Here is a 23,648-nt window from a genome sequence, read left to right as displayed (position 1 = left end):
GTGTTTTTCATGCCCGGAGATTCTCGGCGACACGTAATAGCCGCAAGGCTAATTTTTTTGTATTAGGAGCGTCTAGCCCATGAGTATGCAGGACCCGTTAGCGGACATGCTAACTCGTATCCGTAATGCCCAGATGGCTGAAAAGTCCGTCGTAAGCATGCCATCTTCCACGTTGAAGGTAGCTGTTGCCAAAGTCCTGAAGGACGAAGGTTACATTGCGGGTTATCAGATCAGCAGCGAAATCAAACCACTGCTGTCCATCGAGCTGAAGTACTTCGAAGGCCGTCCGGTTATCGAAGAAGTGAAGCGCGTTAGCCGTCCAGGCCTGCGTCAGTACAAGTCCGTCGATGATCTGCCAAAAGTTCGTGGCGGTCTCGGTGTGTCTATCGTCTCCACCAACAAGGGTGTGATGACTGATCGTGCTGCGCGCGCTGCCGGTGTCGGCGGCGAAGTTCTTTGCACTGTGTTCTAAGGGGGGATAAGCATGTCTCGCGTCGCTAAGAACCCCGTTAAGCTGCCAGCCGGTGTCGAAGTAAAATTCGCAGGCCAACAGCTTTCGGTGAAGGGTGCCAAGGGCACTCTCGAACTGAACATCCATTCGTCCGTTGAGATCGTTGAAGAAGCTGGTGAGCTGCGTTTCGCTGCTCGCAATGGCGATCAACAGACTCGCGCAATGGCTGGTACCACTCGTGCGTTGGTAAACAACATGGTCCAAGGCGTAAGCCAAGGCTTCGAGCGCAAGCTCCAGCTGGTCGGTGTTGGTTACAAAGCGCAAGCAAAAGGCACAGTGCTGAACCTGGCTCTTGGCTTCTCGCACCCAGTGGATTACGAACTGCCGGAAGGCATCACCGCTGAGACTCCTAGCCAGACCGATATCCTGATCAAGGGCATCGACAAGCAGCTGGTAGGTCAAGTGGCCGCCGAGATCCGCGACTTCCGTCCACCAGAGCCGTACAAAGGCAAAGGTGTGCGCTACGCGGACGAAGTCGTCCGTCGTAAAGAAGCCAAGAAGAAGTAGGGCATAGCAAATGACCGACAAAAAAGTTACTCGACTGCGTCGCGCTCGCAAAGCACGCCTGAAAATGCACGAACTCGAAGTCGTGCGTCTCTGCGTGTTCCGCTCTTCGCAGCACATCTACGCCCAGGTCATTTCGGCCGACGGCAACAAAGTCCTGGCAAGCGCCTCGACTTTGGATAAAGAACTGCGTGATGGTGCCACCGGCAACATCGACGCGGCCACTAAGGTTGGCCAGCTGGTCGCTACGCGTGCTAAGGCCGCTGGCGTCTCGCAGGTGGCTTTCGACCGCTCTGGCTTCAAGTACCACGGCCGCGTTAAAGCGCTGGCTGATGCTGCTCGTGAAGCTGGGCTGGAGTTCTAAGTTATGTCAAATAACGACCAAAAGCGCGACGAAGGCTACATCGAGAAGCTGGTTCAAGTTAACCGCGTAGCCAAAACCGTTAAAGGCGGCCGTATCTTCACTTTCACCGCGTTGACCGTGGTTGGTGATGGTAAGGGCCGTGTTGGCTTCGGCCGTGGCAAGTCGCGTGAAGTGCCTGCTGCGATCCAGAAGGCAATGGAAGCTGCTCGCCGCAACATGATCCAGGTTGATCTGAACGGCACCACCCTGCAGTACGCCATGAAGTCCGCTCACGGCGCTTCGAAGGTGTACATGCAGCCTGCTTCTGAAGGTACCGGTATCATCGCTGGCGGCGCTATGCGTGCTGTCCTCGAAGTTGCTGGCGTTCAGAACGTTCTGGCCAAGTGCTACGGCTCGACTAACCCGGTAAACGTGGTTCACGCCACTTTCAAGGGTTTGAAAGCAATGCAGTCTCCTGAATCCATTGCCGCCAAGCGTGGCAAAAGCGTCAAGGAGATCTTCTGATCATGGCTACCGTTAAAGTTACGCTGATCAAAAGCATGACCGGCCGCATCCCTAACCACAAACTGTGCGTTAAGGGTCTGGGTCTGCGTCGCATCGGTCACACTGTAGAAGTCCAGGATACTCCCGAGAATCGCGGGATGATCAACAAGGCTTACTACATGCTGCGTGTCGAGGGTTAATCGATGAAACTCAATGATCTGAGTCCAGCGCCGGGTTCCCGTCGCGAAAAGCATCGTCCGGGCCGTGGTATCGGTAGCGGTTTGGGTAAGACTGGTGGCCGTGGTCACAAAGGTCAGACCTCTCGCTCCGGTGGCACCATTGCTCCAGGCTTTGAAGGCGGTCAACAGCCGCTGCATCGTCGCCTGCCGAAGTTCGGTTTCGTTTCCCTGAAAGCCATGGACCGCGCAGAAGTGCGTCTGTCCGAGCTGGCCAAAGTGGAAGGCGACATCGTCACCGTGCAGTCCCTGAAAGATGCCAACGTGATCAACGTCAACGTACAGCGTGTGAAAATCATGCTGTCCGGTGAAGTGACTCGCGCTGTCACTATCGGCAAGGGAATCGGCGCCACCAAAGGTGCGCGTGCGGCTATCGAAGCAGCTGGCGGCAAGTTCGAGGAATAAATGGCTAAGCAAGGTGCTCTCTCTGCGCTCGGCAAAGGCGGTATGTCTGAACTCTGGGCTCGTCTGCGTTTTCTGTTCCTGGCGATTATCGTCTACCGAATAGGCGCACACATCCCGGTTCCAGGTATCAACCCGGACCGACTCGCGGACCTGTTTCGACAGAATGAGGGGACCATTCTTAGCTTGTTCAACATGTTTTCCGGCGGCGCGCTGGAGCGGATGAGTATCTTTGCACTGGGGATCATGCCGTACATCTCGGCATCGATCATCATGCAACTGATGACCGCCGTCAGCCCGCAGCTGGAGCAGTTGAAGAAGGAAGGTGAAGCTGGCCGTCGCAAGATCAGCCAGTACACCCGCTACGGCACTGTCGTCCTCGCTCTCGTCCAGGCCATTGGCATGTCCATTGGTCTGGCGGGGCAGGGCGTTGCGTTCACTGGTGACTTTGGCTTCCATTTCGTCGCGGTATCCACGTTTGTGGCTGGTGCGATGTTCATGATGTGGCTGGGTGAGCAGATTACTGAGCGTGGTGTTGGCAACGGTATCTCGATGTTGATTTTTTCGGGTATCGTCGCCGGTCTTCCGAGAGCGATCGGGCAGTCTTTCGAGTCTGCACGTCAGGGTGATATCAACATCTTCGCCCTGGTTGCCATCGGTTTGCTGGCAGTAGCGATTATCGGTTTCGTGGTGTTCATTGAGCGTGGTCAGCGTCGTATTGCTGTTCACTACGCCAAGCGTCAGCAGGGCCGCAAGGTCTTCGCTGCGCAGACCAGCCACTTGCCGCTGAAGGTGAACATGGCCGGTGTTATTCCGGCTATTTTCGCGAGCAGCATTTTGCTGTTCCCGGCTTCGTTGGGTGCCTGGTTCGGTCAGTCTGAAGGTATGGGCTGGTTGCAGGACATCTCGCAGTCGATCGCTCCTGGTCAGCCGTTGAATATTCTGCTGTTTAGTGCAGGGATTATTTTCTTCTGCTTCTTCTATACGGCGTTGATGTTCAATCCGAAAGACGTAGCGGAAAACCTGAAGAAGTCCGGTGCCTTTATTCCGGGCATCCGTCCAGGTGAGCAGTCTGCGCGCTACATTGATGGCGTTCTGACTCGCTTGACCATGTTCGGTGCTCTTTACATGACGGCCGTCTGCCTGTTGCCCCAGTTCCTGGTGGTTGCAGCCAACGTACCGTTCTACCTTGGCGGGACCTCGTTGCTGATCGTCGTCGTGGTTGTGATGGACTTCATGTCCCAAGTACAATCGCACCTCGTTTCGCACCAGTACGAATCCCTGATGAAGAAAGCCAACCTGAAGGGTTACGGCAGCGGCATGCTGCGCTGACCCATAAGGTTCGAGGAGTTGGTGATGAAAGTTCGTGCATCGGTGAAAAAGCTGTGCCGTAACTGCAAGATTATTCGCCGCGAAGGTGTTGTTCGAGTAATTTGCAGCGCGGAACCGCGTCACAAACAGCGCCAAGGCTGAGTGTGATTGTGCTTCAAGCCCGGCAGCTAGTGCGCTGCCGGGTTGATTATTTGTTATTACAGCGATATTATCTCGCGCCCTATTTCTTGGCTTCCGGGGCGTAGGTAGCTGTCAATTGGAGTCCCACTGAATGGCCCGTATTGCAGGCGTTAACATTCCAGATAACAAGCATACTGTTATCTCGCTGACCTACATCTATGGTGTTGGTCGCACTACTGCACAGAAAATTTGTGCAGAGACTGGGGTAAACCCAGCAGCAAAGATCAAAGATCTGAGCGACGAGCAGATTGAACAGCTGCGTGGCGAAGTGGCGAAGTTCACCACTGAAGGTGACCTGCGTCGCGAAATCAACATGAAAATCAAGCGCTTGATGGACCTCGGTTGCTATCGCGGTCTGCGTCATCGTCGCGGTCTTCCAGTGCGCGGTCAGCGTACCAAGACCAACGCGCGTACCCGTAAAGGTCCGCGTAAGCCGATCCGCAAGTAATCGCCCCAGCGAATCGACAGGAATTTAATCATGGCAAAACCTGCTGCTCGTCCTCGTAAAAAAGTTAAAAAGACAGTGGTTGATGGCATCGCCCACATCCATGCATCTTTTAACAACACCATCGTGACCATCACCGACCGTCAAGGTAACGCTCTTTCCTGGGCTACCTCCGGTGGTTCGGGTTTCCGCGGTTCCCGCAAGTCCACCCCGTTTGCTGCTCAAGTAGCTGCTGAACGTGCTGGTCAAGCTGCGCTGGAATACGGCCTGAAAAACCTCGACGTCAACGTCAAAGGTCCAGGTCCAGGTCGTGAATCCGCAGTCCGCGCTTTGAACGGCTGTGGCTACAAGATCGCCAGCATCACCGACGTGACGCCAATCCCGCACAACGGGTGCCGTCCGCCGAAGAAGCGCCGCGTGTAATCCAGGAGATTGTAAAGAATGGCTCGTTACATTGGTCCAAAATGCAAACTCGCTCGTCGCGAAGGCACCGATCTCTTCCTGAAGAGCGGCGTGCGCGCGATCGAATCGAAGTGCAACATTGAAGCAGCACCTGGTATCCACGGCCAACGCCGCGGTCGCCAGTCCGACTACGGCACCCAACTGCGTGAAAAGCAGAAGGTCCGTCGTATCTACGGCGTTCTCGAGCGTCAATTCAGCGGCTACTACAAAGAAGCTGCTGGCAAGAAAGGTGCAACCGGTGAGAACCTGCTGCAACTGCTCGAATGCCGTCTGGACAACGTTGTATACCGTATGGGCTTTGGTTCGACTCGTGCCGAATCCCGTCAGCTGGTATCGCACAAGTCGATCAGCGTAAACGGTCAGACCGTTAACGTTCCGTCCTACCAGGTTCGTGCTGGTGACGTGGTCGCTGTTCGCGAGAAAGCAAAAAATCAACTTCGCATTGTCCAAGCTCTCGATCTGTGTGCCCAACGTGGCCGCGTAGAATGGGTAGAAGTAGACACTGAGAAGAAGTCGGGCGTTTTCAAGAACGTTCCAGCTCGCAGTGATCTGTCCGCCGACATCAACGAAAGCCTGATTGTCGAGCTCTACTCCAAGTAAGGGCTAGAAAATAGGTGCATCCATGCAGATTTCGGTAAATGAGTTCCTGACACCCCGCCACATTGATGTGCAGGTTGTCAGTCCAACCCGCGCCAAGATCACTCTCGAGCCTCTCGAGCGTGGTTTCGGCCATACCCTGGGCAACGCGCTGCGCCGCATCCTGTTGTCCTCAATGCCCGGCTGTGCAGTAGTCGAGGCCGAGATTGACGGTGTGCTCCACGAGTACAGCGCCATCGAAGGTGTACAGGAAGACGTAATTGAAATCCTGTTGAACCTTAAAGGTCTGGCTATCAAGCTGCACGGTCGTGACGAAGTTACGCTGACCTTGTCGAAGAAGGGTTCGGGGGTGGTTACCGCTGCCGATATTCAGCTGGATCATGATGTCGAGATCGTTAATCCCGATCACGTAATCGCTAACCTGGCGTCTAACGGCGCCCTGAACATGAAGCTCGTAGTAGCTCGTGGTCGTGGTTATGAACCGGCAGACTCGCGTCAGAGCGATGAAGACGAAAGCCGCAGCATCGGTCGCTTGCAGCTTGACTCTTCGTTCAGCCCGGTTCGCCGTATCGCATACGTGGTGGAAAACGCCCGTGTCGAGCAGCGTACTAACCTGGACAAGCTGGTTATTGATCTGGAAACCAACGGTACTCTGGATCCTGAAGAGGCTATTCGCCGCGCTGCAACCATCCTGCAACAGCAGTTGGCTGCGTTCGTCGACCTCAAGGGTGACAGTGAGCCAGTGGTTGTCGAGCAGGAAGACGAGATCGATCCGATCCTGCTTCGCCCGGTTGACGATCTGGAACTGACTGTACGTTCGGCTAACTGCCTTAAGGCGGAAAACATTTACTACATCGGTGACCTGATTCAGCGTACCGAAGTGGAACTGTTGAAGACTCCGAACCTGGGCAAGAAATCCTTGACTGAAATCAAGGACGTTCTGGCCTCCCGCGGTCTGTCCCTCGGCATGCGCCTCGACAACTGGCCGCCTGCAAGTCTTAAGAAGGACGACAAGGCGACTGCCTGATCGTCGTAATCACCGAACGTAGTGTTTGGTAAGGAATGAACCATGCGTCATCGTAAAAGTGGTCGTCACCTGAGCCGCACCAGCTCGCACCGCAAGGCCATGTTCCAAAACATGGCGGTGTCGCTGTTCGAGCACGAGCTGATCAAAACGACTCTGCCAAAAGCCAAAGAACTGCGCCGCGTTGCCGAGCCGCTGATCACTCTGGCCAAGACAGACAGCGTTGCTAACCGTCGTCTGGCTTTCGACCGTACTCGTTCGAAAGCTATCGTTGGTAAGCTCTTCAACGACCTGGGCAAGCGTTACGCTACCCGTGAGGGTGGCTACCTGCGCATCCTCAAGTGCGGTTTCCGCGCTGGCGACAACGCGCCTATGGCGTACGTCGAGTTGGTTGATCGTGCTACTGCTGGCGAAGCTGTATCCGCCGAGTAAGACGTCAGTCTGAAACAAAGAACCGGGCCTAGTGCCCGGTTTTTTGTGCCTGTAAGAAATGTACCTTCGTATAATCCTTGAATCCTTCCCCTTGTCATATTATCGGTTTGGGGGCTGATCATTAGTTTTTATCTATCGATGTCTGCAAGTTAATGAATTTGTAGGTGTAACATTGATGATCAATACTCCTTCTCAGCCGATAGCCGGCAGTTCAAGACCGACAGAGGAAGGAAGATCGCATGAGCCAAAACAAAACGCTTACCACCGCCAGTGGCGCTCCTGTTGCCGATAACCAGAATTCCCGTTCCGCCGGCCCTCGTGGCCCGCTGCTGCTCGACGATTTTCATCTGATCGAGAAGCTTGCCCACTTCAACCGTGAAAATATCCCTGAGCGCCGTGTGCACGCCAAAGGCTCGGGTGCCTACGGTACGTTCACCGTGACGCGCGATATCACTCAATACACCAGCGCGAAGCTGTTTGAGTCAGTCGGCAAGCAAACCCCGACTTTCCTGCGGTTTTCCACCGTGGGCGGTGAGCGTGGGTCGGCCGATACCGAGCGTGATCCGCGTGGCTTTGCCTTGAAGTTTTACACCGAGGAAGGCAACTGGGACATCGTCGGCAACAACACGCCTGTGTTCTTCATTCGCGATCCACTGAAGTTTCCGGACTTTATCCACACCCAGAAGCGTTTGCCACAAAGCAACCTGAAGAGTGCCCAGGCGATGTGGGACTTCTGGTCGCATTCGCCCGAGGCGTTGCACCAGGTCACCATCCTGTTCTCCGACCGGGGTATCCCTGACGGATACCGTCACATGCACGGCTTCGGCAGCCACACGTACAGCCTCATCAACGCTCAAGGCGAGCGCCACTGGGTGAAGTGGCACTACAAGACCCAACAGGGGATCAAGAACCTTGCTCCTGCCGAGGCTGCGCGCCTGGCGGGTACTGATCCGGATTACGCCCAGCGCGACTTGTTCAATGCCATTGAGCAGGGTGATTTCCCGAAATGGCGCGTGTGCATTCAGATCATGAGCGAGGCTCAGGCGGCGGCGCATTACGAGAATCCGTTTGATGTGACCAAAACCTGGTCGCAAAAAGAGTTTCCACTGATTGAAGTCGGAGAGCTGGAGCTCAATCGCAATCCGCAGAACTACTTCGCGGAAGTCGAACAGGCGGCGTTCGGTCCCAGCAATATGGTGCCAGGTGTTGGTCTGTCGCCGGATCGCATGCTGCAAGGTCGGGTCTTCGCCTACGCGGATGCTCACCGCTACCGTGTCGGCACCAACCACCAACAGTTGCCGGTGAACGCTCCGCGCAGTCCGGTCAACACCTATCAGCGCGATGGTTCGATGGCCTTTGGCAGCAATGGCGGTGCGGCGCCGAACTACGAGCCAAACAGCTACGTAGAATCGCCGAAGCAGGCACCTCGTTACGCAGAGCCCGCATTGGCCCTGAATGGTGCCGCCGATCGTTACGACCACCGCGAAGACACTGATTACTACAGTCACGCCGGCGCGTTGTTCCGCTTGATGTCTGAACAGCAGAAATCGCTGCTGGTCAGCAACATCGCCGGTGCGATGGCGGGGGTGTCGAGTGATGTGGTTGATCGCCAGCTGCAACATTTCTACAAGGCTGACCCGGCGTATGGAGAAGCAATCGCAAAGCTGCTCAACGTACAGCTTAACGAAGTCTAAATGAGAAGCAGAACCGCCCTTGTTTGGGCGGTTTTTGCGTTATTTCAGCTGGTTTTCTCAGAATATCTTCGCTTTTATTGCGTCTTGCGAGTGACGATACGGGCATGTTGGTTCAAACTACAACTTTCAAGCAGGGAGATGTAGGGCAATGCAAGGCCACCCAGATGTGATCGATTACCTCAACACGTTGCTGACCGGCGAACTGGCCGCGCGTGATCAATATTTCGTCCACTCGCGGATGTATGAGGACTGGGGTTTCACCAAGCTCTACGAACGAATCAACCACGAGATGGAAGAAGAAGCAGGGCACGCTGACGCCTTGATGCGCCGGATTCTGATGCTCGAGGGCACCCCGCGCATGCGTCCGGACGATCTCGATGTCGGCACCACGGTGACCGAGATGCTCGAAGCGGATTTGCGCCTGGAATACAAGGTGCGGGCTGCGCTGTGCAAGGGCATCAAGCTCTGTGAGCAGCACAAGGACTACGTCAGCCGCGAAATGCTGCGGGTTCAACTGCATGACACCGAAGAAGATCATACCTACTGGCTTGAGAAGCAGCTGGGTCTGATCAAGTTGATCGGGCTTGAGAACTACCTGCAATCCCACGCCTGATTCAGCGAATACAAAAAAGCCCCTGTCACCGATGAAGTGACAGGGGCTTTTTCATGGCGCCCGGTTAAGCCCGGTCACGCTCCAGCAGCGGTTTGAGGTAGTAGCCGGTGTGAGACTGCTTCATCTCGGCCACTTCCTCCGGTGTACCGACGGCGATAATCTGCCCGCCCTTGGAACCACCCTCCGGACCGAGGTCCACCAGCCAGTCGGCGGTCTTGATCACGTCCAGGTTGTGCTCGATGACCACCACGGTGTTGCCGTGGTCACGCAGGCGATGCAGCACGTCCAGCAGTTGCTGGATATCCGCGAAGTGCAGCCCGGTGGTCGGTTCATCAAGGATGTACAGGGTCTTGCCGGTATCACGCTTGGACAATTCGCGGGACAGTTTCACCCGCTGCGCTTCACCTCCGGAGAGCGTGGTCGCCGATTGCCCCAGCTTGATGTACGACAAGCCGACGTCCATCAACGTTTGCAGCTTGCGCGCCAGGGCCGGCACGGCATCGAAGAACTCCCGCGCTTCCTCGATGGTCATCTCGAGGGTTTCGTGGATGCTCTTGCCCTTGTACTTGATCTCCAGGGTTTCACGGTTGTAGCGCTTGCTCTTGCACACGTCGCACGGCACGTAGATGTCCGGCAGGAAGTGCATCTCGACCTTGATCAGGCCGTCGCCCTGGCAGGCTTCGCAACGCCCGCCCTTGACGTTGAAGGAGAAGCGCCCCGGGCCATAGCCCCGGGAGCGGGACTCCGGCACGCCGGCGAACAACTCGCGGATCGGCGTGAACAGTCCGGTATAGGTCGCCGGGTTGGAGCGTGGTGTACGGCCGATCGGGCTCTGGTCGATGTCGACGACCTTGTCCAGGTGCTCCAGGCCCTTGATGCTGTCGTGGGCGGCCGCCTCAAGCGTCGTTGCGCCGTTCAGCGCGGTGGCGCTCAACGGGAACAGCGTGTTGTTGATCAGCGTCGATTTACCCGAGCCGGACACGCCGGTGACACAGGTCAGCAGGCCGATCGGAATCTCCAGGTCGACATTGCGCAGGTTGTTGCCACGCGCGCCCTTGAGCGCCAGCGTCAGCTTCTTGTTGCGCGGCGTACGTTTGGCCGGGACTTCGATTTTCACCCGGCCCGACAGGTATTTGCCCGTCAGCGAGTCCGGGTGCGCCATGACCTCGGCCGGTGTGCCTTCGGCGACGATATGCCCGCCGTGCACGCCGGCGCCCGGGCCGATGTCCACCACGTAGTCGGCCAGGCGAATGGCGTCTTCGTCGTGCTCGACCACGATCACCGTGTTACCGATGTCGCGCAGGTGCTTTAGGGTGCCCAGCAGCCGGTCGTTATCGCGCTGATGCAGGCCGATGGAGGGTTCGTCGAGGATGTACAGGACGCCCACCAGGCCGGCACCAATCTGGCTGGCCAGACGAATGCGCTGGGCCTCGCCGCCGGACAAGGTGTCGGCACTGCGGTCCAGCGACAGATAGTCGAGGCCGACGTTGACCAGGAACTGCAGGCGTTCGCGGATTTCCTTGAGGATCTTGTCGGCAATTTCGCCACGCCGACCGGTGAGCTTGAGCCCGCCAAAATAATCGGACGCATCGCCGATCGGCAGGTTGGTCACCGCCGGCAGGGTTTTCTCGCCGACCCATACGTGCCGCGCCTCACGGCGCAGGCGGGTGCCGCGGCAGTCCGGGCATGACTGGGTACTGAGGAACTTGGCCAGCTCCTCGCGCACCGATGCCGATTCGGTTTCGCGGTAACGGCGCTCCAGGTTCGGCACGATGCCTTCGAACGGGTGCGAGCGTTTGACGATGTCGCCACGGTCGTTCAGGTATTTGAAGTCGACGTTTTGCGAACCGCTGCCGTGCAGGATGAATTTCTGTTGGTCGGCGGGCAGTTCGTTGAACGGTACTTCCAGACTGAACTTGTAGTGCGAGGCCAGCGAACCGAGCATCTGGAAGTAATAGACGTTACGCCGGTCCCAGCCACGAATCGCCCCTTCGGCCAGGGTCAGTTCGCCATTGACCAGGCGCTTGATGTCGAAGAACTGCTTTACCCCCAAACCATCACAGGTCGGGCAGGCGCCGGCCGGGTTGTTGAAGGAGAACAGCTTGGGTTCCAGCTCACTGATCGCGTGGCCGCAGATCGGGCAGGCGAAGCGTGCGGAGAAGATCATCTCCTCACCCGGCTCGTCGTCCATCGGCGCTACCAGGGCGATGCCGTCCGCCAGTTTCAGCGCGGTTTCGAAGGATTCGGCCAGGCGTTGTTGCAGGTCGGCGCGAACCTTGAAGCGGTCGACCACGACATCAATGGTGTGTTTTTTCTGCTTGTCGAGCTTGGGTGCTTCGTCCAGCTCGTAAAGCTTGCCGTTGATTCGGGCGCGGACAAAACCCTGTGCGCGCAGTTCTTCGAAAACCGACAGGTGCTCGCCCTTGCGCTCGCGGATGACCGGGGCCAACAGCATCAGTTTGCTGCCCTCCGGTTCGGCGAGGACCAGGTCGACCATCTGGCTGACGGTCTGCGCTTCCAGCGGAATGTCGTGGTCCGGGCAACGGGGAATGCCCACGCGAGCATACAGCAGGCGCAGGTAGTCGTAGATTTCGGTAATGGTGCCGACCGTCGAACGCGGGTTGTGCGAGGTGGATTTCTGTTCGATGGAGATCGCCGGCGACAGGCCTTCGATGGTGTCGACGTCGGGTTTTTCCATCATCGACAGGAACTGCCGGGCATAAGCCGACAGCGATTCGACGTAGCGGCGCTGGCCTTCGGCGTACAAGGTGTCGAAAGCCAGCGACGACTTGCCGGAGCCGGACAGGCCGGTGATGACGATCAGCTTGTCCCGTGGCAGGGTCAGGTCGATGTTCTTCAGGTTGTGGGTTCGAGCCCCACGAATCAGGATCTTGTCCAAGGTGGCCTCGCTCGGCGGGCGTCGAAAACGTAGGAGTATACGGCCAAATACTGGATGGATGCACACTATCAAACGAGAGGGTTACTGTCTTACATGAAGAGTGTGTCAGCAATGCGCGTCAAAGCGTCGCGATATACCCCGCCAATCGATGGGACTGGTAGAATCGCCGCCGGTTCACATGAGGTTTTTCCATGCACGATCCCCACAGCGAGCGCATGAGTGGTAGCGAGACCCGCGCGGCAAGCGGTCTGGCCCTGGTGTTCGCCTTCCGTATGCTTGGCATGTTCATGGTGTTGCCGGTACTGGCGACCTATGGGATGGATCTGGCCGGCGCCACACCGGCCCTGATCGGCCTGGCGATTGGCGCTTATGGCCTGACCCAGGCGGTCTTCCAGATTCCGTTCGGTTTCATTTCCGACCGCATCGGCCGTCGCCCGGTGATTTACCTGGGTTTGATCGTCTTTGCCCTCGGCAGCCTGCTGGCCGCCAATGCCGATTCGATCTGGGGCGTGATCGCCGGGCGAATCCTGCAGGGTGCCGGGGCGATTTCCGCTGCGGTCATGGCCTTGCTGTCCGACCTGACCCGCGAGCAGCACAGGACCAAGGCCATGGCCATGATCGGCATGACCATCGGCCTGTCGTTTGCGGTGGCCATGGTCGTCGGCCCGCTGCTGACCCGCGCGTTCGGGTTGTCCGGGTTGTTCCTGGCCACCGGCGGCATGGCGCTGTTCGGCATCGTGATCGTAATGTTCATGGTGCCGCGCTCCACCGGCCCGTTGCAGCACCGTGAGTCCGGAGTCGCGCGCCAGGCATTGATGCCGACCCTCAAGCATCCCGACCTGTTGCGCCTGGACCTGGGCATTTTTGTCTTGCACGCAATGTTGATGTCCAGCTTCGTCGCCTTGCCCCTGGCGCTGGTCGAGAAAGCCGGGCTGCCCAAAGAGCAGCACTGGTGGGTGTACCTGACCGCGCTGCTGATTTCTTTCTTCGCCATGATCCCGTTCATTATCTACGGCGAGAAGAAACGCAAAATGAAACGAGTTTTACTCGGTGCCGTCGTGACGCTGATGCTCACTGAGCTATTCTTCTGGCAGTTCGGCGACAGCTTGCGGTCTCTGGTGATCGGTACGGTGGTGTTCTTCACCGCGTTCAATCTTCTGGAGGCTTCACTGCCGTCGCTGATCAGCAAGGTTTCACCGGCAGGCGGCAAGGGCACGGCGATGGGGGTTTATTCCACCAGTCAGTTCCTCGGCTCGGCACTGGGGGGAATCCTCGGTGGCTGGCTGTTCCAGCATGGCGGTCTGTCGGTTGTGTTCCTCGGATGCGCCGCTCTGGCTGCCCTCTGGCTGGCCTTTGCTGTTACCATGCGCGAACCTCCCTACGTCACAAGCCTGCGCTTGCCGTTGTCGCCCGAGGCGATCCGCGAAGCGGGTCTGGTCGAGCGCCTGAAGGCGGTCGTAGGGGTAACAGATGCAGTCATCGTCGCGGAAGAGGCGGCGATTTACATCAAACTGGACACCGAACTATTGGATCGCACCACCCTTGAGCGCCTGGTGAACAACCCGGCCGGGGCAGCGTGCGTAGCCTAGGAGAACGTTATGGCCCGTGGGGTTAACAAAGTCATATTGGTCGGCACTTGCGGCCAGGATCCCGAAGTTCGCTACTTGCCTAACGGTAACGCCGTGACCAACCTGAGTCTGGCGACCAGCGAACAGTGGACCGACAAGCAAACCGGTCAGAAAGTCGAAAAGACCGAATGGCACCGTGTATCGATGTTCGGCAAGGTTGCAGAAATCGCCGGCGAGTACCTGCGTAAAGGTTCGCAGGTGTACATCGAAGGCAAGCTGCAGACCCGCGAGTGGGAAAAAGACGGTATCAAGCGTTACACCACCGAAATCGTGGTCGACATGCAAGGCACCATGCAACTGCTGGGTGGCCGTCCACAGGGCGACCAGCAGGGCCAGGGCGGCGGTAACAACTACCAGCAATCCGCTCCGCGTCAGCAGGCTCCACGTCCTGCTCCGCAACAGCAGCCACAGCGTCCGGCCCCTCAACAGGCCGCACCGCAACCGGCTCCGGATTTCGACAGCTTTGATGACGATATTCCGTTCTAAAGCAGCTGCAAGCCTCAAGCTACAAGCAGCAAGCTGACAAAACAAAACCCGCACTTCGGTCTGAAGTGCGGGTTTTTTTATGGGCGGTGAAAGTTAACTGCAGACTCAGGCCGCGAGGAACTCGTCGGCCGACACCACACTGGCATAGGCAAATGCCAAGGCCGCCATGAACGCCGCATGAACCTGCGCCGCCGGGACCGACACGCCATTGAATTCCAGGTCACGGGTGGCGCAGGCGTCGTGGATCACGGTCACCGTGTAGCCGAAGTCCGCCGCCGCACGGGTGATGCCGTCGACGCACATGTGGCTCATGCTGCCCACGATCACCAGTTCCTTGATGCCTTGCTCGTCGAGGATCGATTTCAGCTCGGTTTCGCGGAACGAGTTGACGAAGTGCTTGAGCACCACCGGTTCGTCAGCGCGGTTGATCACTTTGGGGTGCAGCTTCGCGCCTTCGGAGTTCGGGGTGAAGAACGGCGCCTCTGCGGAGGTGAATTCGTGGCGGATGTGCACCACCGGATCACCGGCGTCACGGAAGGCCTTGATCAGGCGGACGGCATTGTCGGCGGCGGCATCGGCGCCGACCAGTGGCCACTTGCCTTGGGGGAAGTAGTCGTTCTGGATATCGACTACGATGAGCGCTTGCTTGGCCATGACTGTTTCCTCGATGTGTGTTTGGTGTGGAATGAAGTATTGGCGCTGGCAGGCGGTCCCGGGATTGGCCGCACCGACAATAAGAGGGGGAAAACTGACAATGGACGCAGAAAGGGCAATTGCCGAACTTGGTGTGCTGATCTATCCCGGCGCGCAGATGGCGGCGGTGCATGGCTTGACGGACTTGTTCGGGGTGGCGAACCGGATCGCTGCTGAACATCAGTCTGCACAGTTGCCGCTGCTGCGGGTCAGCCATTGGCAGGTCGAGGGTGATCAGCCGCCGGTCCGGGTCTTCGACAGCCTTCCCGGCCCGCAGCGTGCCCTGGTGGCCGTGTTGATCCCGCCGTCGATTGCCGGTTTTTCCGAGGGCCAGGCGCCACAGGGCTTGATCCGCTGGTTGCGCGAGCAACATGCCAGCGGCGCGACACTGGGCGGGGTTTGCGTGGGCTCGATCCTGTTGGCTGAAAGCGGTCTGCTCGACGGTCGCAGCGCCACCACCCACTGGACCTCGGCCAAGAGTTTTGCCGAACGTTATCCGGCGATACGACTCAAGGCCGATACACCGATTGTCGATGACGGCGACCTGATCACCACCGCCGGACTGATGGCGTGGTCGGAACTGGGTTTGCGCCTGGTCAACCGGTTGCTGGGACCGAGCATTGCCACCGGTACCGCGCGTTTTCTGGTGGTGGAACACAGCGACAGCGCCAGCGAGTGCGGCAGCAATTTTGCGCCGATCCTCAGTCATGGCGATGCGGCGATCCTCAAGGTGCAACACTGGCTGCAAAGCACCGGGGCGACCGATGTATCGCTGACGGCGATGGCCGAAAAGGCAGGGCTGGAAGAGCGCACCTTCCTGCGACGTTTCCGTTCGGCCACCGGCCTCAAACCCACCGAATACTGTCAGCATCTGCGAGTCGGCAAGGCCCGGGAAATGCTCGAGTTCACCAACGGCACCATTGACCATATTGCCTGGACCGTGGGTTATCAGGACCCCGGCGCGTTTCGCGCGACATTCAAGAAAATCACCGGGCTGGCGCCGAGTGATTATCGGATGCGGTTTGGGGTGACGCCTGGGGCAGTAGCGCGGTAGGCCTATCACCACAAATCCCCATGTGGGAGCGGGCTTGCTCGCGAATGCGGACTTTCAGTCAACATTTGCGGTGAATGACACTCTGCCTTCACGAGCAAGCCCGCTCCCACATGGGTTCTGTGCCAGTATTGAGTCGTGCAAAATGCCGGCATATCAAAGAGCATCGTGCAGAATAAAACAGGCCTCATGCCATCACTTGCGCCACAACCGGCTGATTTGAAAACCGTTTCGCTGCACTGCGCCTTGGCCTGATCCCTGCACCCCTTCAACTACATTCATCAAGCGTCGATTGAAGGGGGATGCATGACCCCAACAAACCGCAAGAAACTGGTGGTTGCCCATTCGGTACGAGCCGACGCGCCGCTGCACGAAGTCGAGACCAACCGCGCGCTGGCGCGCTGGCTGGCGCAGATAATGGGACTCAAGTACGGCGGCAGCTACGATCCGCAATTGCACGACGGTCGCGACCTCTACCTGTTGCCGACCCAGACGCTGGTGGGCGCTGAGGCTGCCCGGCAACTGGGGGTCAAGGGACCGGAGGATTTGTGGGGGGGATATGTCGACCATGATTTCATCTGCACCAAAGCCATCAGTCATGGGCTGCTCAACCACCATGCCCATGCGCCGCCAGGCTGGGCTCCCTTGTTTTCCCAGCGGGTACGCAGCGTTGTACTCGACGGTCTCAGCGTGTTCTGCCTGAAGGATGCTCGCCCGGCGGCGGAGCATCTGCTGTACACCGGGCCGATCCGCCTGAAGCCTATACACGCTTGCGCCGGACGTGGTCAGGAAGTGATCCAGAGCCTCGACGAGTTCGATGAAATTCTGGCCAGGCCCGAGGCTGACGCGACCTTCACCGAAGGCGTGGTGCTGGAACAGGACCTTGATCAGGTGATTACCCACAGCGTCGGCCAGAGTTTCATCGGCGACAAGGTGCTGAGTTACTGCGGCGATCAATACTTGACCACGGACGCCGAGGGCGAGGAAGTATATGGCGGCTCGAACCTGTTAGTGGTGCAGGGCAGCTATGACGATTTACTGAAGCTGGACCTGGCCGATGACGTGCGCATGGCTATCCAGCAGGCGCAGGTGTTCGACAGCGCCGCGGATGAAGCCTATCCGCGTTTCTATGCGTCACGGCGCAACTACGACATCGCTCAGGGCATTGATAGCGGCGGCAAACAGCGCAGCGGCGTGCTCGAACAATCCTGGCGCATGGGCGGTGCGAGCAGTGCCGAGGTGGCGGCTTTGCAGAGTTTCGTCAACCATCCGGGGATGCGCGCGATTCGTGTGTCTTCGGTGGAAACCTACATCGATCAGCCGCTGCCGGCAGATGCCATCGAGGTGTATCGCGGGCCGGCGCAAAGCAGTGACTTTCTTCTCAAGTACGTAACGGTTAAATCCTATGACGGCTAGAAGCGAATCCATTCAGATCGACATCGATAACGAACAGATGAGCGGGACTTTTCTGAGCCCCAAATCGAAAGTGCCCGGCGTACTTTTTGTGCACGGTTGGGGCGGCAGTCAGGAGCGGGACCTGGAACGCGCCAAAGGCATCGCCGGCTTGGGTTGTGTATGCCTGACCTTCGACCTGCGTGGACACACCGGCGGCACCGGCATTCCCTTGTCCCGGGTGACCCGGGAGGACAATCTGCGCGACCTGCTGGCAGCCTATGACCGCTTGCTCGCGCACCCGGCCCTCGATACATCGGCTATTGCGGTGGTCGGCACCAGTTATGGAGGTTATCTGGCCTCGATTCTGACTTCGCTGCGGCCGGTGCGCTGGCTGGCGCTGCGGGTGCCGGCGCTGTACCGCGACGAACAATGGCACACGCCGAAACGCGACCTGGACAAGCTGGATCTGCGTGATTACCGAGGCACCCTGGTGCGGGCCGACAGCAACCGGGCTTTGCACGCCTGCTCGCAATTTCGCGGAGATGTCCTGCTGGTGCAGTCCGAGACCGACGACTACGTGCCCCACGCGACGATCATGAGCTACCGGGCGGCCTGCCAGCAGACGCACTCAATGACCCACCGCATCATCGACGGCGCCGACCACGCCTTGAGCGACCCGGTTTCCCAGCAGGCCTACACCTCGATCCTTGTCGACTGGATTACCGAGATGGTGGTCGGGGAGCGGTTGAGCATTATTCAATCCCAGTGATTTGCGGTGTGCATGCGGACGCCTTCGCGGGCAAGCCCGCTCCCACAGGAATCGAGGGTGTACATAGAATCTGCATCCACCAGCAGACCCTGTGGGAGCGGGCTTGCCCGCGATGGCGGACTAGCAGACACCACAGATCACTTGGGTTTCCTTGAGATCCGCAACGACTTGGCCTTGGCCTCCACCAACAGGTACATCACCAGGGCAATCAACAATGGCAGGATGAAATAAATCGCCCGATAGGCCAGCAGCCCTGCCACCAGGCTGCCCCGCGACACTTCATGCTGCAGCAGCGCCACGAACACCGCCTCGAGCACGCCGAGCCCGGCCGGGATGTGGGTGATGACCCCGGCGATGGCGCTGATCAACAGCACGCCCAGCACCAGTGGATAGTCCAGTTTGCTCGGCAGCAAGGTGAAGATCACCGCCGCCATCAGCGACCAGTTCAGCGCCCCGAGGGCCAGTTGCAGCACTGCCATGCGCAGGGACGGGAGGTCGATTTCGATGCCGCGAATCGCCCACTCCCGACGTTTGGCAAACTGGCACGCCGCCAGGTAGCCGGCGCTCAATAGCAACAACAAGACCCCCACGCCTTGCAGCGCACTGCTGCTGAGCTTCCAGCCCGGCGGCATGCGCACCAGCCCGCTGCTGAACACGGCGCCGGCAATGACCATGTAGCCGAACCAATTGGTCGCCAGGCTCAGGCCAAGGATCTTCGCGATGTTGCTCTTGCTGACCCCGAGCCGCGAATACAACCGGTAGCGCATGGCGATGCCGCCGACCCAGGCGCTCAGGTTCAGGTTGAAGGCATAGCTGATGATCCCCACGGGCAGTATCTGCTTCCACGTCAGGTTCTGGCGGATGTAGGTGCGGCCGATCAGGTCGAAGCAGGCGTATACCAGAAAGCTCACCAGGGTCAGCCCCGACGCAATGATCAGTGTGCGCACCTTGAAATCGGCCAGGTTATCGAACACCTCGTTCCACTCGAGGCGCTGGGCGAGCATCGTGAACAACACGATCAGCATCAGGAAAAACAGCATCGTCAGCGGTCGTTTCCAGCGGCTCCAGTGCGACTTGCCCAGGCTTTTGGCGTCAGTTGCCATGTGAGGCTCAGCGCGGTTCATGGTCAGCGCTCCCGGTCGGAGGGGGGATGGGTTTCAGGCGAGGTTTGTGCGCCGGCAACCAACCGGCCCAAGCCGGGAAATGCCGCAGGAAGTGAAACACCAGAAAACCTATGGTCATGTGCCAGACACGCCCGCGCGGCGCGATGTCGTGAGACATGGCCTTGCAATGGTTGTCGCTGAGGTCTTCCAGGCGATCGAACAGAACTCGATTGAAGCCACGGTCGCGGATCAGCACGTTGGCTTCCAGATTCATCGACAGGCTCAACGGGTCGAGGTTGCTGGAGCCGACGGTGCTCCAGTCTTCATCCACCAATGCGACCTTGCCATGCAGCGGGCGGTCGCAATATTCGTAGATCTTCACTCCGGACCTGAGCAGGTAATCGTAGGTCATGCGTGCGGCGAGTTTGGCCACCAGCATGTCCGGTTGCCCTTGCAGGATCAGCCGCACATCCACACCCCGGCGGGCCGCATTGCGGATATCGCGCAGCAGGCGGAAGCCGGGAAAGAAGTAGGCATTGGCGATCACCACCCGACGCTTGGCCTGGCGCAACACCTGGCGGTAAACCTCTTCAATGTCGCTCGGGTGTTCGCCGTTGTCGCGGTACACCAGACGTACCTGGCCATCGTGATCGCTGAAGGCTAGCTCCGAACGCCGCTGCCGACGGCGTTGCCACCAGTATTTGGCGTGCGCCGGGCGACCGCATTGCAGCAGAGCGAAGTGATGGATGTCAGCCACTGCCGGGCCTTGCACCTCCACGGAATAGTCCTGCTTGGCCTCGGGGCCGAAGTCGGCAAGGTGATCGGCAGAAAAGTTGATCCCGCCGATGAAGGCAATGCTGCCGTCCACTACCACTATCTTGCGGTGCAGGCGCCGGAACCAGTTGGTACGGATGCCCAGGCGTTTCGGCGCAGGATCGAACATTTGCAGGTGCACGCCGGCGGCGGTCAGTGCGGTGAGGAACCCGGTACTCAGTTCGCCACAGCCAAAGCCGTCGAGGCTGACGGTGGTGCGCACGCCGCGTTGAGCGGCTTCGATCAGGATCTGTTGCAGTTCATTGCCAACCTTGTCCTCGAACAGAATGAAGGTTTCCAGCAGGATTTCACGTTGAGCCTGGCGCAGGGCGTCAAATACCCGGGGAAAATACGCCTCGCCGTTTTCCAGCAACTCGACGCGATTGCTACCTTGCCAGCCGTATTCGACGTCGACCGCTGTCGGCTCGCGGATCGGTGGAGCGGGGATGTGATCCAGCGTGGTTTTTTCCATCGACTGGCTGCTCATAACTCGATCTCCACCGACAGCGGGACGTGGTCGGACAGGTGCGACCAGGGGCGACTGGTCAGCACTTGCGGATGGCTGGCCTTGAGGTTGCGCAGGTAGATGCGGTCCAGGCGCAGTGCCGGCAGGCGCGCGGGGAAACTGCGCGCAGGTTTGCCGTGGTGCGCAGCGAAGGCTTCGCGCAGGCCGCAGGGTTTGAGCAACGCATCGGCGCGCTGACGCCAGTCGTTGAAGTCCCCGGCGACGATCACCGGGGCATCGGCGGGCAGGGCGTCCAGGCGCTGGGCGAGCAGCTTCAGTTGCGCCGTGCGGTGACTTTCGCGCAGCCCCAGGTGCACGCAAATGGCATGCACTTCCTGGCCGTCGCCGGGCAGGCGCAACACACAATGCAGGATCCCGCGGTTTTCGTGACCGCTGATGGACACGTCGAGATTGTCGTGGCGGATGATCTGGAATTTCGACAACAGCGCGTTGCCGTGATCACCTGCCGGATACACCGCATTGCGGCCATAGGCGAACTGCGGCCACAGGGTGTCGGCGAGGAACTCGTATTGAGGCATCGCCGGCCAGTTGGTGTAGCGCTTGGGGTGGTGCTCGTGGGTGCCGTGGACTTCCTGCAAAAACACCACATCGGCAGACACGCTGCGCACCGCTTCACGCAGTTCCGGCAGGATGAAGCGCCGGTTGAGCGCGGTGAAACCTTTATGGGTGTTGACCGTCAGCACCGTGAAACGGCTAACGGTCGTATTGATGGGTGTCTGTTCGTCGGTGACACCGACCGGCTCGGGAATGCTCATGGCAACACACCCTCGGCGGCAGGCTCGCCGGGGACGGTGGCGAGGTTTTTATCCAGATGCAGACGCTCCAGCAAATGGCGTGCGTCGAAGGGGGCACGGACTTTGATGTCGTTATCGAAATAACAGAACACTTCCCGGGATGTGCGCGCCTTTGGCTTCTGCCGGGGCGCGATCAATTGTGGATCAGCCGGTTGTTGGCCGTGATGCCAGGCTTCGATTCGTTCGCCCCAGCGTTTCAGTGCCTGTGGGGTGTAGCCGCTGGCGTAGAGCGCCTCGGCACCATGCAGGCGCAGGTAGACGAAGTCGCTGGTGATGTCTTCGCGGTACGGCCATTTACCTGCGGTGTCGGCGATGACCAGGGCCGTGTTGTAGCGCTTGAGCAAGCGCACGAACAGCGGATCGACAAAGCTTTCATGGCGGATTTCCACGGCATGACGCAAGGGCTGCTTTTTGTAGGCCTTGAGGCTGGCGTGGCCGTTGACGTGAGCATCGTGCTGGCGGGCGAGGGCGGCAGCCTGTTGGGTATCGTGGGGCAGTTGGTCGAGAAAGGATTCGAACAACTCGGCATCGAACTTGAAACTGGGCGGGAATTGCCAGAGGATCGGGCCGAGCTTTTCCTTCAGCTCCAGAACCCCGGAAGCAAAAAAGTTCGCCAGCGGCTTGTGGATATCCCGCAGACGCTTGATATGGGTGATGAAGCGTGGGGCCTTGACGCTGAAAACGAAGTCGAACGGGGTTTCGCCGTACCATTGAGCGTAACGTTCGGGCCGCTGCAGGGCATAGAACGATCCATTGATTTCGATGCTGTTGACCGCCCGCGAGGCGAACTGCAGTTCGCGTTTCTGGGTCAGCCCCGGGGGGTAGAAATCTCCCCGCCAGGGCGTGTAGCGCCAGCCTGAAATACCGATATGAATCGCCGCCATGTCGCCTCCGGTCTGCCTGCCCTGTCTTAGGGGGACTGCGCGGTGGCGGTGAAAGTTTCGGCGTCGCTACGGACGGTAGAGGTCTTGAGCACACCTCTACCCAGGGTTTATCAGTGGCCAGCGATAACTCGCGCGGATCCCTCAGCCGGCTCGGCGTACACCGGGCCAAGGCGATCAAGACGTCCGCTCCACGCCGTCAATGCCAGCGCCACCAGCACCACCAGGCCACCGATCCACGCGGTGTGGATCAACCCCATGTGGGCGACGATCAGGCCACCGCCCCAGGCGCCACCGGCAATGCCGAGGTTGAACGCGGCGATGTTCAGGCCGGATGCCACGTCCACGGCATGAGGCGTGTGATGTTCGGCCTGGCGCACCACGTACACCTGTAATCCCGGTACGTTGCCGAATGCCACGGCACCCCAGACCAGAACGGTGGCCAGCGCCAGCCAGGGATTGCCGGCCGTGAAGGTCAGCGCGAACAACACGGCGGCGAGCAGGGCAAAAATGATTTTCAGGGCGCTGATCGGACCGCGTTTGTCCGCCAGTTTGCCGCCCCAGATGTTGCCGACGGCCACGGAGATGCCGTAGACCAGCAACACCAGGCTGACGGCGCTGGCGCTGAAGCCGGAGAGATCCTGAAGTATTGGCGCGAGGAAAGTAAAGGCGGTGAACGTGCCGCCGTAGCCGATGGCCGTCATCGCATACACCAGCAACAGGCGGGGTTGCTTGAGCACCTGCAATTGCTGCAAGAACGACGCGGGCTTGCTGTGGGGGATATTTTTCGGCACGTAGATCAGGCTGCCGATGAAGGCGATGACGCCCAGGGTCGAAACGGCGAGGAAGGTTTCACGCCAGCCGAAATGCTGGCCGATGAAGGTTCCCAGCGGCACGCCAGTCACCAGTGCTACGGTCAGGCCGGTGAACATGATGGCAATCGCGCTGGCGGCTTTTTCCTTCGGCACTAGACTGGTGGCGATGGTCGAACCGATCGAGAAAAACACCCCGTGGGCCAGGCCGGTGACGATCCGTGCGAGGATCAGCGACTCGTAGCTCGGCGCTTGCCATGCCAGCAGGTTGCCGAGGGTGAACAGCACCATCAACGACAACAGCAGTAACTTGCGCGGAACCTTGCCGGTGAGGGCGGTCAGTACCGGGGCGCCGACGGCAACGCCAAGGGCATACAGGCTGACCAGCAGGCCGGCGGATGGCAGACTGACACCGAGGTCGGCGCCAATGGTGGGTAACAGGCCAACGATGACGAACTCGGTCGTCCCGATGGCAAAGGCGCTGAGGGTCAGCGCGAGCAAGGCAATGGGCATGGCTGC

Annotated in this window: 27 protein-coding genes; 20 read left to right on the top strand and 7 right to left on the bottom strand. The window is 59.1% G+C overall.

Features of this window, described 5'->3' with window-relative positions; genetic code table 11:
- Positions 1-79 precede the first annotated feature (79 nt).
- The 15 genes from rpsH (at position 80) to bfr (ending at position 9,279) form a co-directional block, all read left to right on the top strand.
- Complete coding sequence (gene rpsH, locus ACEN83_RS27305; protein WP_003186040.1) at positions 80-472, top strand: 30S ribosomal protein S8; 393 nt, start codon at positions 80-82, stop codon at positions 470-472.
- Between the two features lie 12 nt (positions 473-484).
- Positions 485-1,018, top strand: coding sequence for a 50S ribosomal protein L6 (gene rplF / locus ACEN83_RS27300; RefSeq protein WP_003176412.1), 534 nt, complete (start codon positions 485-487; stop codon positions 1,016-1,018).
- Between the two features lie 10 nt (positions 1,019-1,028).
- The gene (gene rplR / locus ACEN83_RS27295) at positions 1,029-1,379 is read left to right on the top strand and encodes a 50S ribosomal protein L18 (RefSeq protein WP_003186037.1); all 351 of its coding nucleotides are present in this window, start codon (positions 1,029-1,031) and stop codon (positions 1,377-1,379) included.
- Positions 1,380-1,382: 3 nt separating this feature from the next.
- Complete coding sequence (gene rpsE, locus ACEN83_RS27290; protein WP_003186035.1) at positions 1,383-1,883, top strand: 30S ribosomal protein S5; 501 nt, start codon at positions 1,383-1,385, stop codon at positions 1,881-1,883.
- A 2-nt stretch (positions 1,884-1,885) separates the two neighbouring features.
- Positions 1,886-2,062 carry a 50S ribosomal protein L30 gene (gene rpmD / locus ACEN83_RS27285; RefSeq protein WP_003176408.1) on the top strand — a complete coding sequence of 59 codons (177 nt, stop codon included), beginning with the start codon at positions 1,886-1,888 and terminating at the stop codon, positions 2,060-2,062.
- 3 nt (positions 2,063-2,065) lie between these two features.
- Positions 2,066-2,503: a 50S ribosomal protein L15 gene (gene rplO / locus ACEN83_RS27280; protein WP_003228720.1), complete on the top strand. Its 438-nt coding sequence runs from the start codon at positions 2,066-2,068 to the stop codon at positions 2,501-2,503.
- Positions 2,504-3,832 (top strand): preprotein translocase subunit SecY, encoded by a 1,329-nt coding sequence (gene secY, locus ACEN83_RS27275; RefSeq protein WP_003228718.1) that lies wholly within the window; start codon positions 2,504-2,506, stop codon positions 3,830-3,832.
- Positions 3,833-3,856: 24 nt separating this feature from the next.
- Positions 3,857-3,973, top strand: coding sequence for a 50S ribosomal protein L36 (rpmJ, locus tag ACEN83_RS27270; RefSeq protein ID WP_002555468.1), 117 nt, complete (start codon positions 3,857-3,859; stop codon positions 3,971-3,973).
- A gap of 130 nt (positions 3,974-4,103) precedes the next feature.
- Positions 4,104-4,460, top strand: coding sequence for a 30S ribosomal protein S13 (gene rpsM, locus ACEN83_RS27265; protein WP_009045849.1), 357 nt, complete (start codon positions 4,104-4,106; stop codon positions 4,458-4,460).
- A 30-nt stretch (positions 4,461-4,490) separates the two neighbouring features.
- On the top strand, positions 4,491-4,880 hold the full coding sequence (gene rpsK, locus ACEN83_RS27260; protein WP_002555466.1) for a 30S ribosomal protein S11: 390 nt from the start codon (positions 4,491-4,493) through the stop codon (positions 4,878-4,880).
- Between the two features lie 18 nt (positions 4,881-4,898).
- A complete protein-coding gene (gene rpsD / locus ACEN83_RS27255; protein ID WP_003176404.1) occupies positions 4,899-5,519 on the top strand; it encodes a 30S ribosomal protein S4 in 621 nt (206 codons plus the stop codon).
- Positions 5,520-5,541: 22 nt separating this feature from the next.
- Positions 5,542-6,543 carry a DNA-directed RNA polymerase subunit alpha gene (locus ACEN83_RS27250; protein ID WP_007970428.1) on the top strand — a complete coding sequence of 334 codons (1,002 nt, stop codon included), beginning with the start codon at positions 5,542-5,544 and terminating at the stop codon, positions 6,541-6,543.
- A gap of 42 nt (positions 6,544-6,585) precedes the next feature.
- Positions 6,586-6,972, top strand: coding sequence for a 50S ribosomal protein L17 (gene rplQ, locus ACEN83_RS27245; protein ID WP_007970429.1), 387 nt, complete (start codon positions 6,586-6,588; stop codon positions 6,970-6,972).
- 239 nt (positions 6,973-7,211) lie between these two features.
- Positions 7,212-8,666 (top strand): catalase, encoded by a 1,455-nt coding sequence (locus tag ACEN83_RS27240; RefSeq protein ID WP_495578885.1) that lies wholly within the window; start codon positions 7,212-7,214, stop codon positions 8,664-8,666.
- A gap of 148 nt (positions 8,667-8,814) precedes the next feature.
- Positions 8,815-9,279, top strand: a complete 465-nt coding sequence (gene bfr / locus ACEN83_RS27235; protein WP_007970123.1) for a bacterioferritin — start codon at positions 8,815-8,817, stop codon at positions 9,277-9,279.
- A gap of 64 nt (positions 9,280-9,343) precedes the next feature.
- On the opposite strand, the gene uvrA is transcribed toward bfr, so the two are convergent.
- Entirely contained in the window at positions 9,344-12,178 is a 2,835-nt protein-coding gene (gene uvrA / locus ACEN83_RS27230; protein WP_495578884.1) for an excinuclease ABC subunit UvrA, read from the bottom strand.
- 191 nt (positions 12,179-12,369) lie between these two features.
- Here uvrA and ACEN83_RS27225 point away from each other — a divergent pair, with 191 nt between their 5' ends.
- Both ACEN83_RS27225 and ACEN83_RS27220 read left to right on the top strand, forming a co-directional pair.
- Entirely contained in the window at positions 12,370-13,767 is a 1,398-nt protein-coding gene (locus tag ACEN83_RS27225) for an MFS transporter (RefSeq protein ID WP_116582919.1), read from the top strand.
- Positions 13,768-13,776: 9 nt separating this feature from the next.
- The gene (locus tag ACEN83_RS27220; RefSeq protein ID WP_007970128.1) at positions 13,777-14,292 is read left to right on the top strand and encodes a single-stranded DNA-binding protein; all 516 of its coding nucleotides are present in this window, start codon (positions 13,777-13,779) and stop codon (positions 14,290-14,292) included.
- 105 nt (positions 14,293-14,397) lie between these two features.
- Here the strand turns inward: ACEN83_RS27220 and ACEN83_RS27215 are convergent, their stop codons facing one another.
- Complete coding sequence (locus ACEN83_RS27215; protein WP_007970130.1) at positions 14,398-14,946, bottom strand: cysteine hydrolase family protein; 549 nt, start codon at positions 14,944-14,946, stop codon at positions 14,398-14,400.
- A 100-nt stretch (positions 14,947-15,046) separates the two neighbouring features.
- Between ACEN83_RS27215 and ACEN83_RS27210 the strand changes: the two genes are divergently transcribed.
- The 3 genes from ACEN83_RS27210 to ACEN83_RS27200 all read left to right on the top strand — a co-directional run bounded on the left by ACEN83_RS27210 (position 15,047) and on the right by ACEN83_RS27200 (position 18,200).
- Positions 15,047-16,039, top strand: a complete 993-nt coding sequence (locus ACEN83_RS27210; protein ID WP_495578883.1) for a GlxA family transcriptional regulator — start codon at positions 15,047-15,049, stop codon at positions 16,037-16,039.
- A gap of 303 nt (positions 16,040-16,342) precedes the next feature.
- Positions 16,343-17,452, top strand: coding sequence for a DUF3182 family protein (locus ACEN83_RS27205; RefSeq protein ID WP_495578882.1), 1,110 nt, complete (start codon positions 16,343-16,345; stop codon positions 17,450-17,452).
- A complete protein-coding gene (locus ACEN83_RS27200) occupies positions 17,442-18,200 on the top strand; it encodes an alpha/beta hydrolase family protein (protein ID WP_007970134.1) in 759 nt (252 codons plus the stop codon). The genes ACEN83_RS27205 and ACEN83_RS27200 overlap by 11 nt, the downstream gene beginning before the upstream one ends.
- 137 nt (positions 18,201-18,337) lie before the next feature.
- On the opposite strand, the gene ACEN83_RS27195 is transcribed toward ACEN83_RS27200, so the two are convergent.
- The 5 genes from ACEN83_RS27195 to ACEN83_RS27175 form a co-directional block, all read right to left on the bottom strand.
- Positions 18,338-19,324: a lysylphosphatidylglycerol synthase domain-containing protein gene (locus ACEN83_RS27195; RefSeq protein WP_495578881.1), complete on the bottom strand. Its 987-nt coding sequence runs from the start codon at positions 19,322-19,324 to the stop codon at positions 18,338-18,340.
- A complete protein-coding gene (gene clsB, locus ACEN83_RS27190) occupies positions 19,311-20,603 on the bottom strand; it encodes a cardiolipin synthase ClsB (RefSeq protein ID WP_495578880.1) in 1,293 nt (430 codons plus the stop codon). Before clsB ends, ACEN83_RS27195 begins: the two co-directional genes overlap by 14 nt.
- Positions 20,600-21,397: an endonuclease/exonuclease/phosphatase family protein gene (locus ACEN83_RS27185; RefSeq protein WP_116582913.1), complete on the bottom strand. Its 798-nt coding sequence runs from the start codon at positions 21,395-21,397 to the stop codon at positions 20,600-20,602. Before ACEN83_RS27185 ends, clsB begins: the two co-directional genes overlap by 4 nt.
- Entirely contained in the window at positions 21,394-22,320 is a 927-nt protein-coding gene (locus tag ACEN83_RS27180) for a DUF72 domain-containing protein (RefSeq protein ID WP_429391801.1), read from the bottom strand. The genes ACEN83_RS27185 and ACEN83_RS27180 overlap by 4 nt, the downstream gene beginning before the upstream one ends.
- 110 nt (positions 22,321-22,430) lie before the next feature.
- Positions 22,431-23,642 (bottom strand): MFS transporter, encoded by a 1,212-nt coding sequence (locus tag ACEN83_RS27175; protein ID WP_495578879.1) that lies wholly within the window; start codon positions 23,640-23,642, stop codon positions 22,431-22,433.
- Positions 23,643-23,648: the final 6 nt, after the last annotated feature.

The organism is Pseudomonas sp. Pseusp49 (assembly GCF_059491875.1).
This window is presented reverse-complemented; position numbering and strand designations above follow the sequence as displayed.

Coding starts and splice junctions, on each gene's coding strand:
- secY (WP_003228718.1), top strand. CDS start 2,504: ATGGCTAAGCAAGGTGCTCTCTCTGCGCTCGGCAAAGGCGGTATGTCT.
- rpsH (WP_003186040.1), top strand. CDS start 80: ATGAGTATGCAGGACCCGTTAGCGGACATGCTAACTCGTATCCGTAAT.
- ACEN83_RS27225 (WP_116582919.1), top strand. CDS start 12,370: ATGCACGATCCCCACAGCGAGCGCATGAGTGGTAGCGAGACCCGCGCG.
- ACEN83_RS27240 (WP_495578885.1), top strand. CDS start 7,212: ATGAGCCAAAACAAAACGCTTACCACCGCCAGTGGCGCTCCTGTTGCC.
- clsB (WP_495578880.1), bottom strand. CDS start 20,603: ATGAGCAGCCAGTCGATGGAAAAAACCACGCTGGATCACATCCCCGCT.
- rplR (WP_003186037.1), top strand. CDS start 1,029: ATGACCGACAAAAAAGTTACTCGACTGCGTCGCGCTCGCAAAGCACGC.
- rpsM (WP_009045849.1), top strand. CDS start 4,104: ATGGCCCGTATTGCAGGCGTTAACATTCCAGATAACAAGCATACTGTT.
- rpmD (WP_003176408.1), top strand. CDS start 1,886: ATGGCTACCGTTAAAGTTACGCTGATCAAAAGCATGACCGGCCGCATC.
- rpsD (WP_003176404.1), top strand. CDS start 4,899: ATGGCTCGTTACATTGGTCCAAAATGCAAACTCGCTCGTCGCGAAGGC.
- rplQ (WP_007970429.1), top strand. CDS start 6,586: ATGCGTCATCGTAAAAGTGGTCGTCACCTGAGCCGCACCAGCTCGCAC.
- ACEN83_RS27220 (WP_007970128.1), top strand. CDS start 13,777: ATGGCCCGTGGGGTTAACAAAGTCATATTGGTCGGCACTTGCGGCCAG.
- bfr (WP_007970123.1), top strand. CDS start 8,815: ATGCAAGGCCACCCAGATGTGATCGATTACCTCAACACGTTGCTGACC.
- rpmJ (WP_002555468.1), top strand. CDS start 3,857: ATGAAAGTTCGTGCATCGGTGAAAAAGCTGTGCCGTAACTGCAAGATT.
- ACEN83_RS27200 (WP_007970134.1), top strand. CDS start 17,442: ATGACGGCTAGAAGCGAATCCATTCAGATCGACATCGATAACGAACAG.
- ACEN83_RS27180 (WP_429391801.1), bottom strand. CDS start 22,320: ATGGCGGCGATTCATATCGGTATTTCAGGCTGGCGCTACACGCCCTGG.
- ACEN83_RS27205 (WP_495578882.1), top strand. CDS start 16,343: ATGACCCCAACAAACCGCAAGAAACTGGTGGTTGCCCATTCGGTACGA.
- rpsE (WP_003186035.1), top strand. CDS start 1,383: ATGTCAAATAACGACCAAAAGCGCGACGAAGGCTACATCGAGAAGCTG.
- rplF (WP_003176412.1), top strand. CDS start 485: ATGTCTCGCGTCGCTAAGAACCCCGTTAAGCTGCCAGCCGGTGTCGAA.
- ACEN83_RS27195 (WP_495578881.1), bottom strand. CDS start 19,324: ATGAACCGCGCTGAGCCTCACATGGCAACTGACGCCAAAAGCCTGGGC.
- ACEN83_RS27215 (WP_007970130.1), bottom strand. CDS start 14,946: ATGGCCAAGCAAGCGCTCATCGTAGTCGATATCCAGAACGACTACTTC.
- ACEN83_RS27185 (WP_116582913.1), bottom strand. CDS start 21,397: ATGAGCATTCCCGAGCCGGTCGGTGTCACCGACGAACAGACACCCATC.
- rplO (WP_003228720.1), top strand. CDS start 2,066: ATGAAACTCAATGATCTGAGTCCAGCGCCGGGTTCCCGTCGCGAAAAG.
- ACEN83_RS27210 (WP_495578883.1), top strand. CDS start 15,047: ATGGACGCAGAAAGGGCAATTGCCGAACTTGGTGTGCTGATCTATCCC.
- rpsK (WP_002555466.1), top strand. CDS start 4,491: ATGGCAAAACCTGCTGCTCGTCCTCGTAAAAAAGTTAAAAAGACAGTG.
- ACEN83_RS27250 (WP_007970428.1), top strand. CDS start 5,542: ATGCAGATTTCGGTAAATGAGTTCCTGACACCCCGCCACATTGATGTG.
- ACEN83_RS27175 (WP_495578879.1), bottom strand. CDS start 23,642: ATGCCCATTGCCTTGCTCGCGCTGACCCTCAGCGCCTTTGCCATCGGG.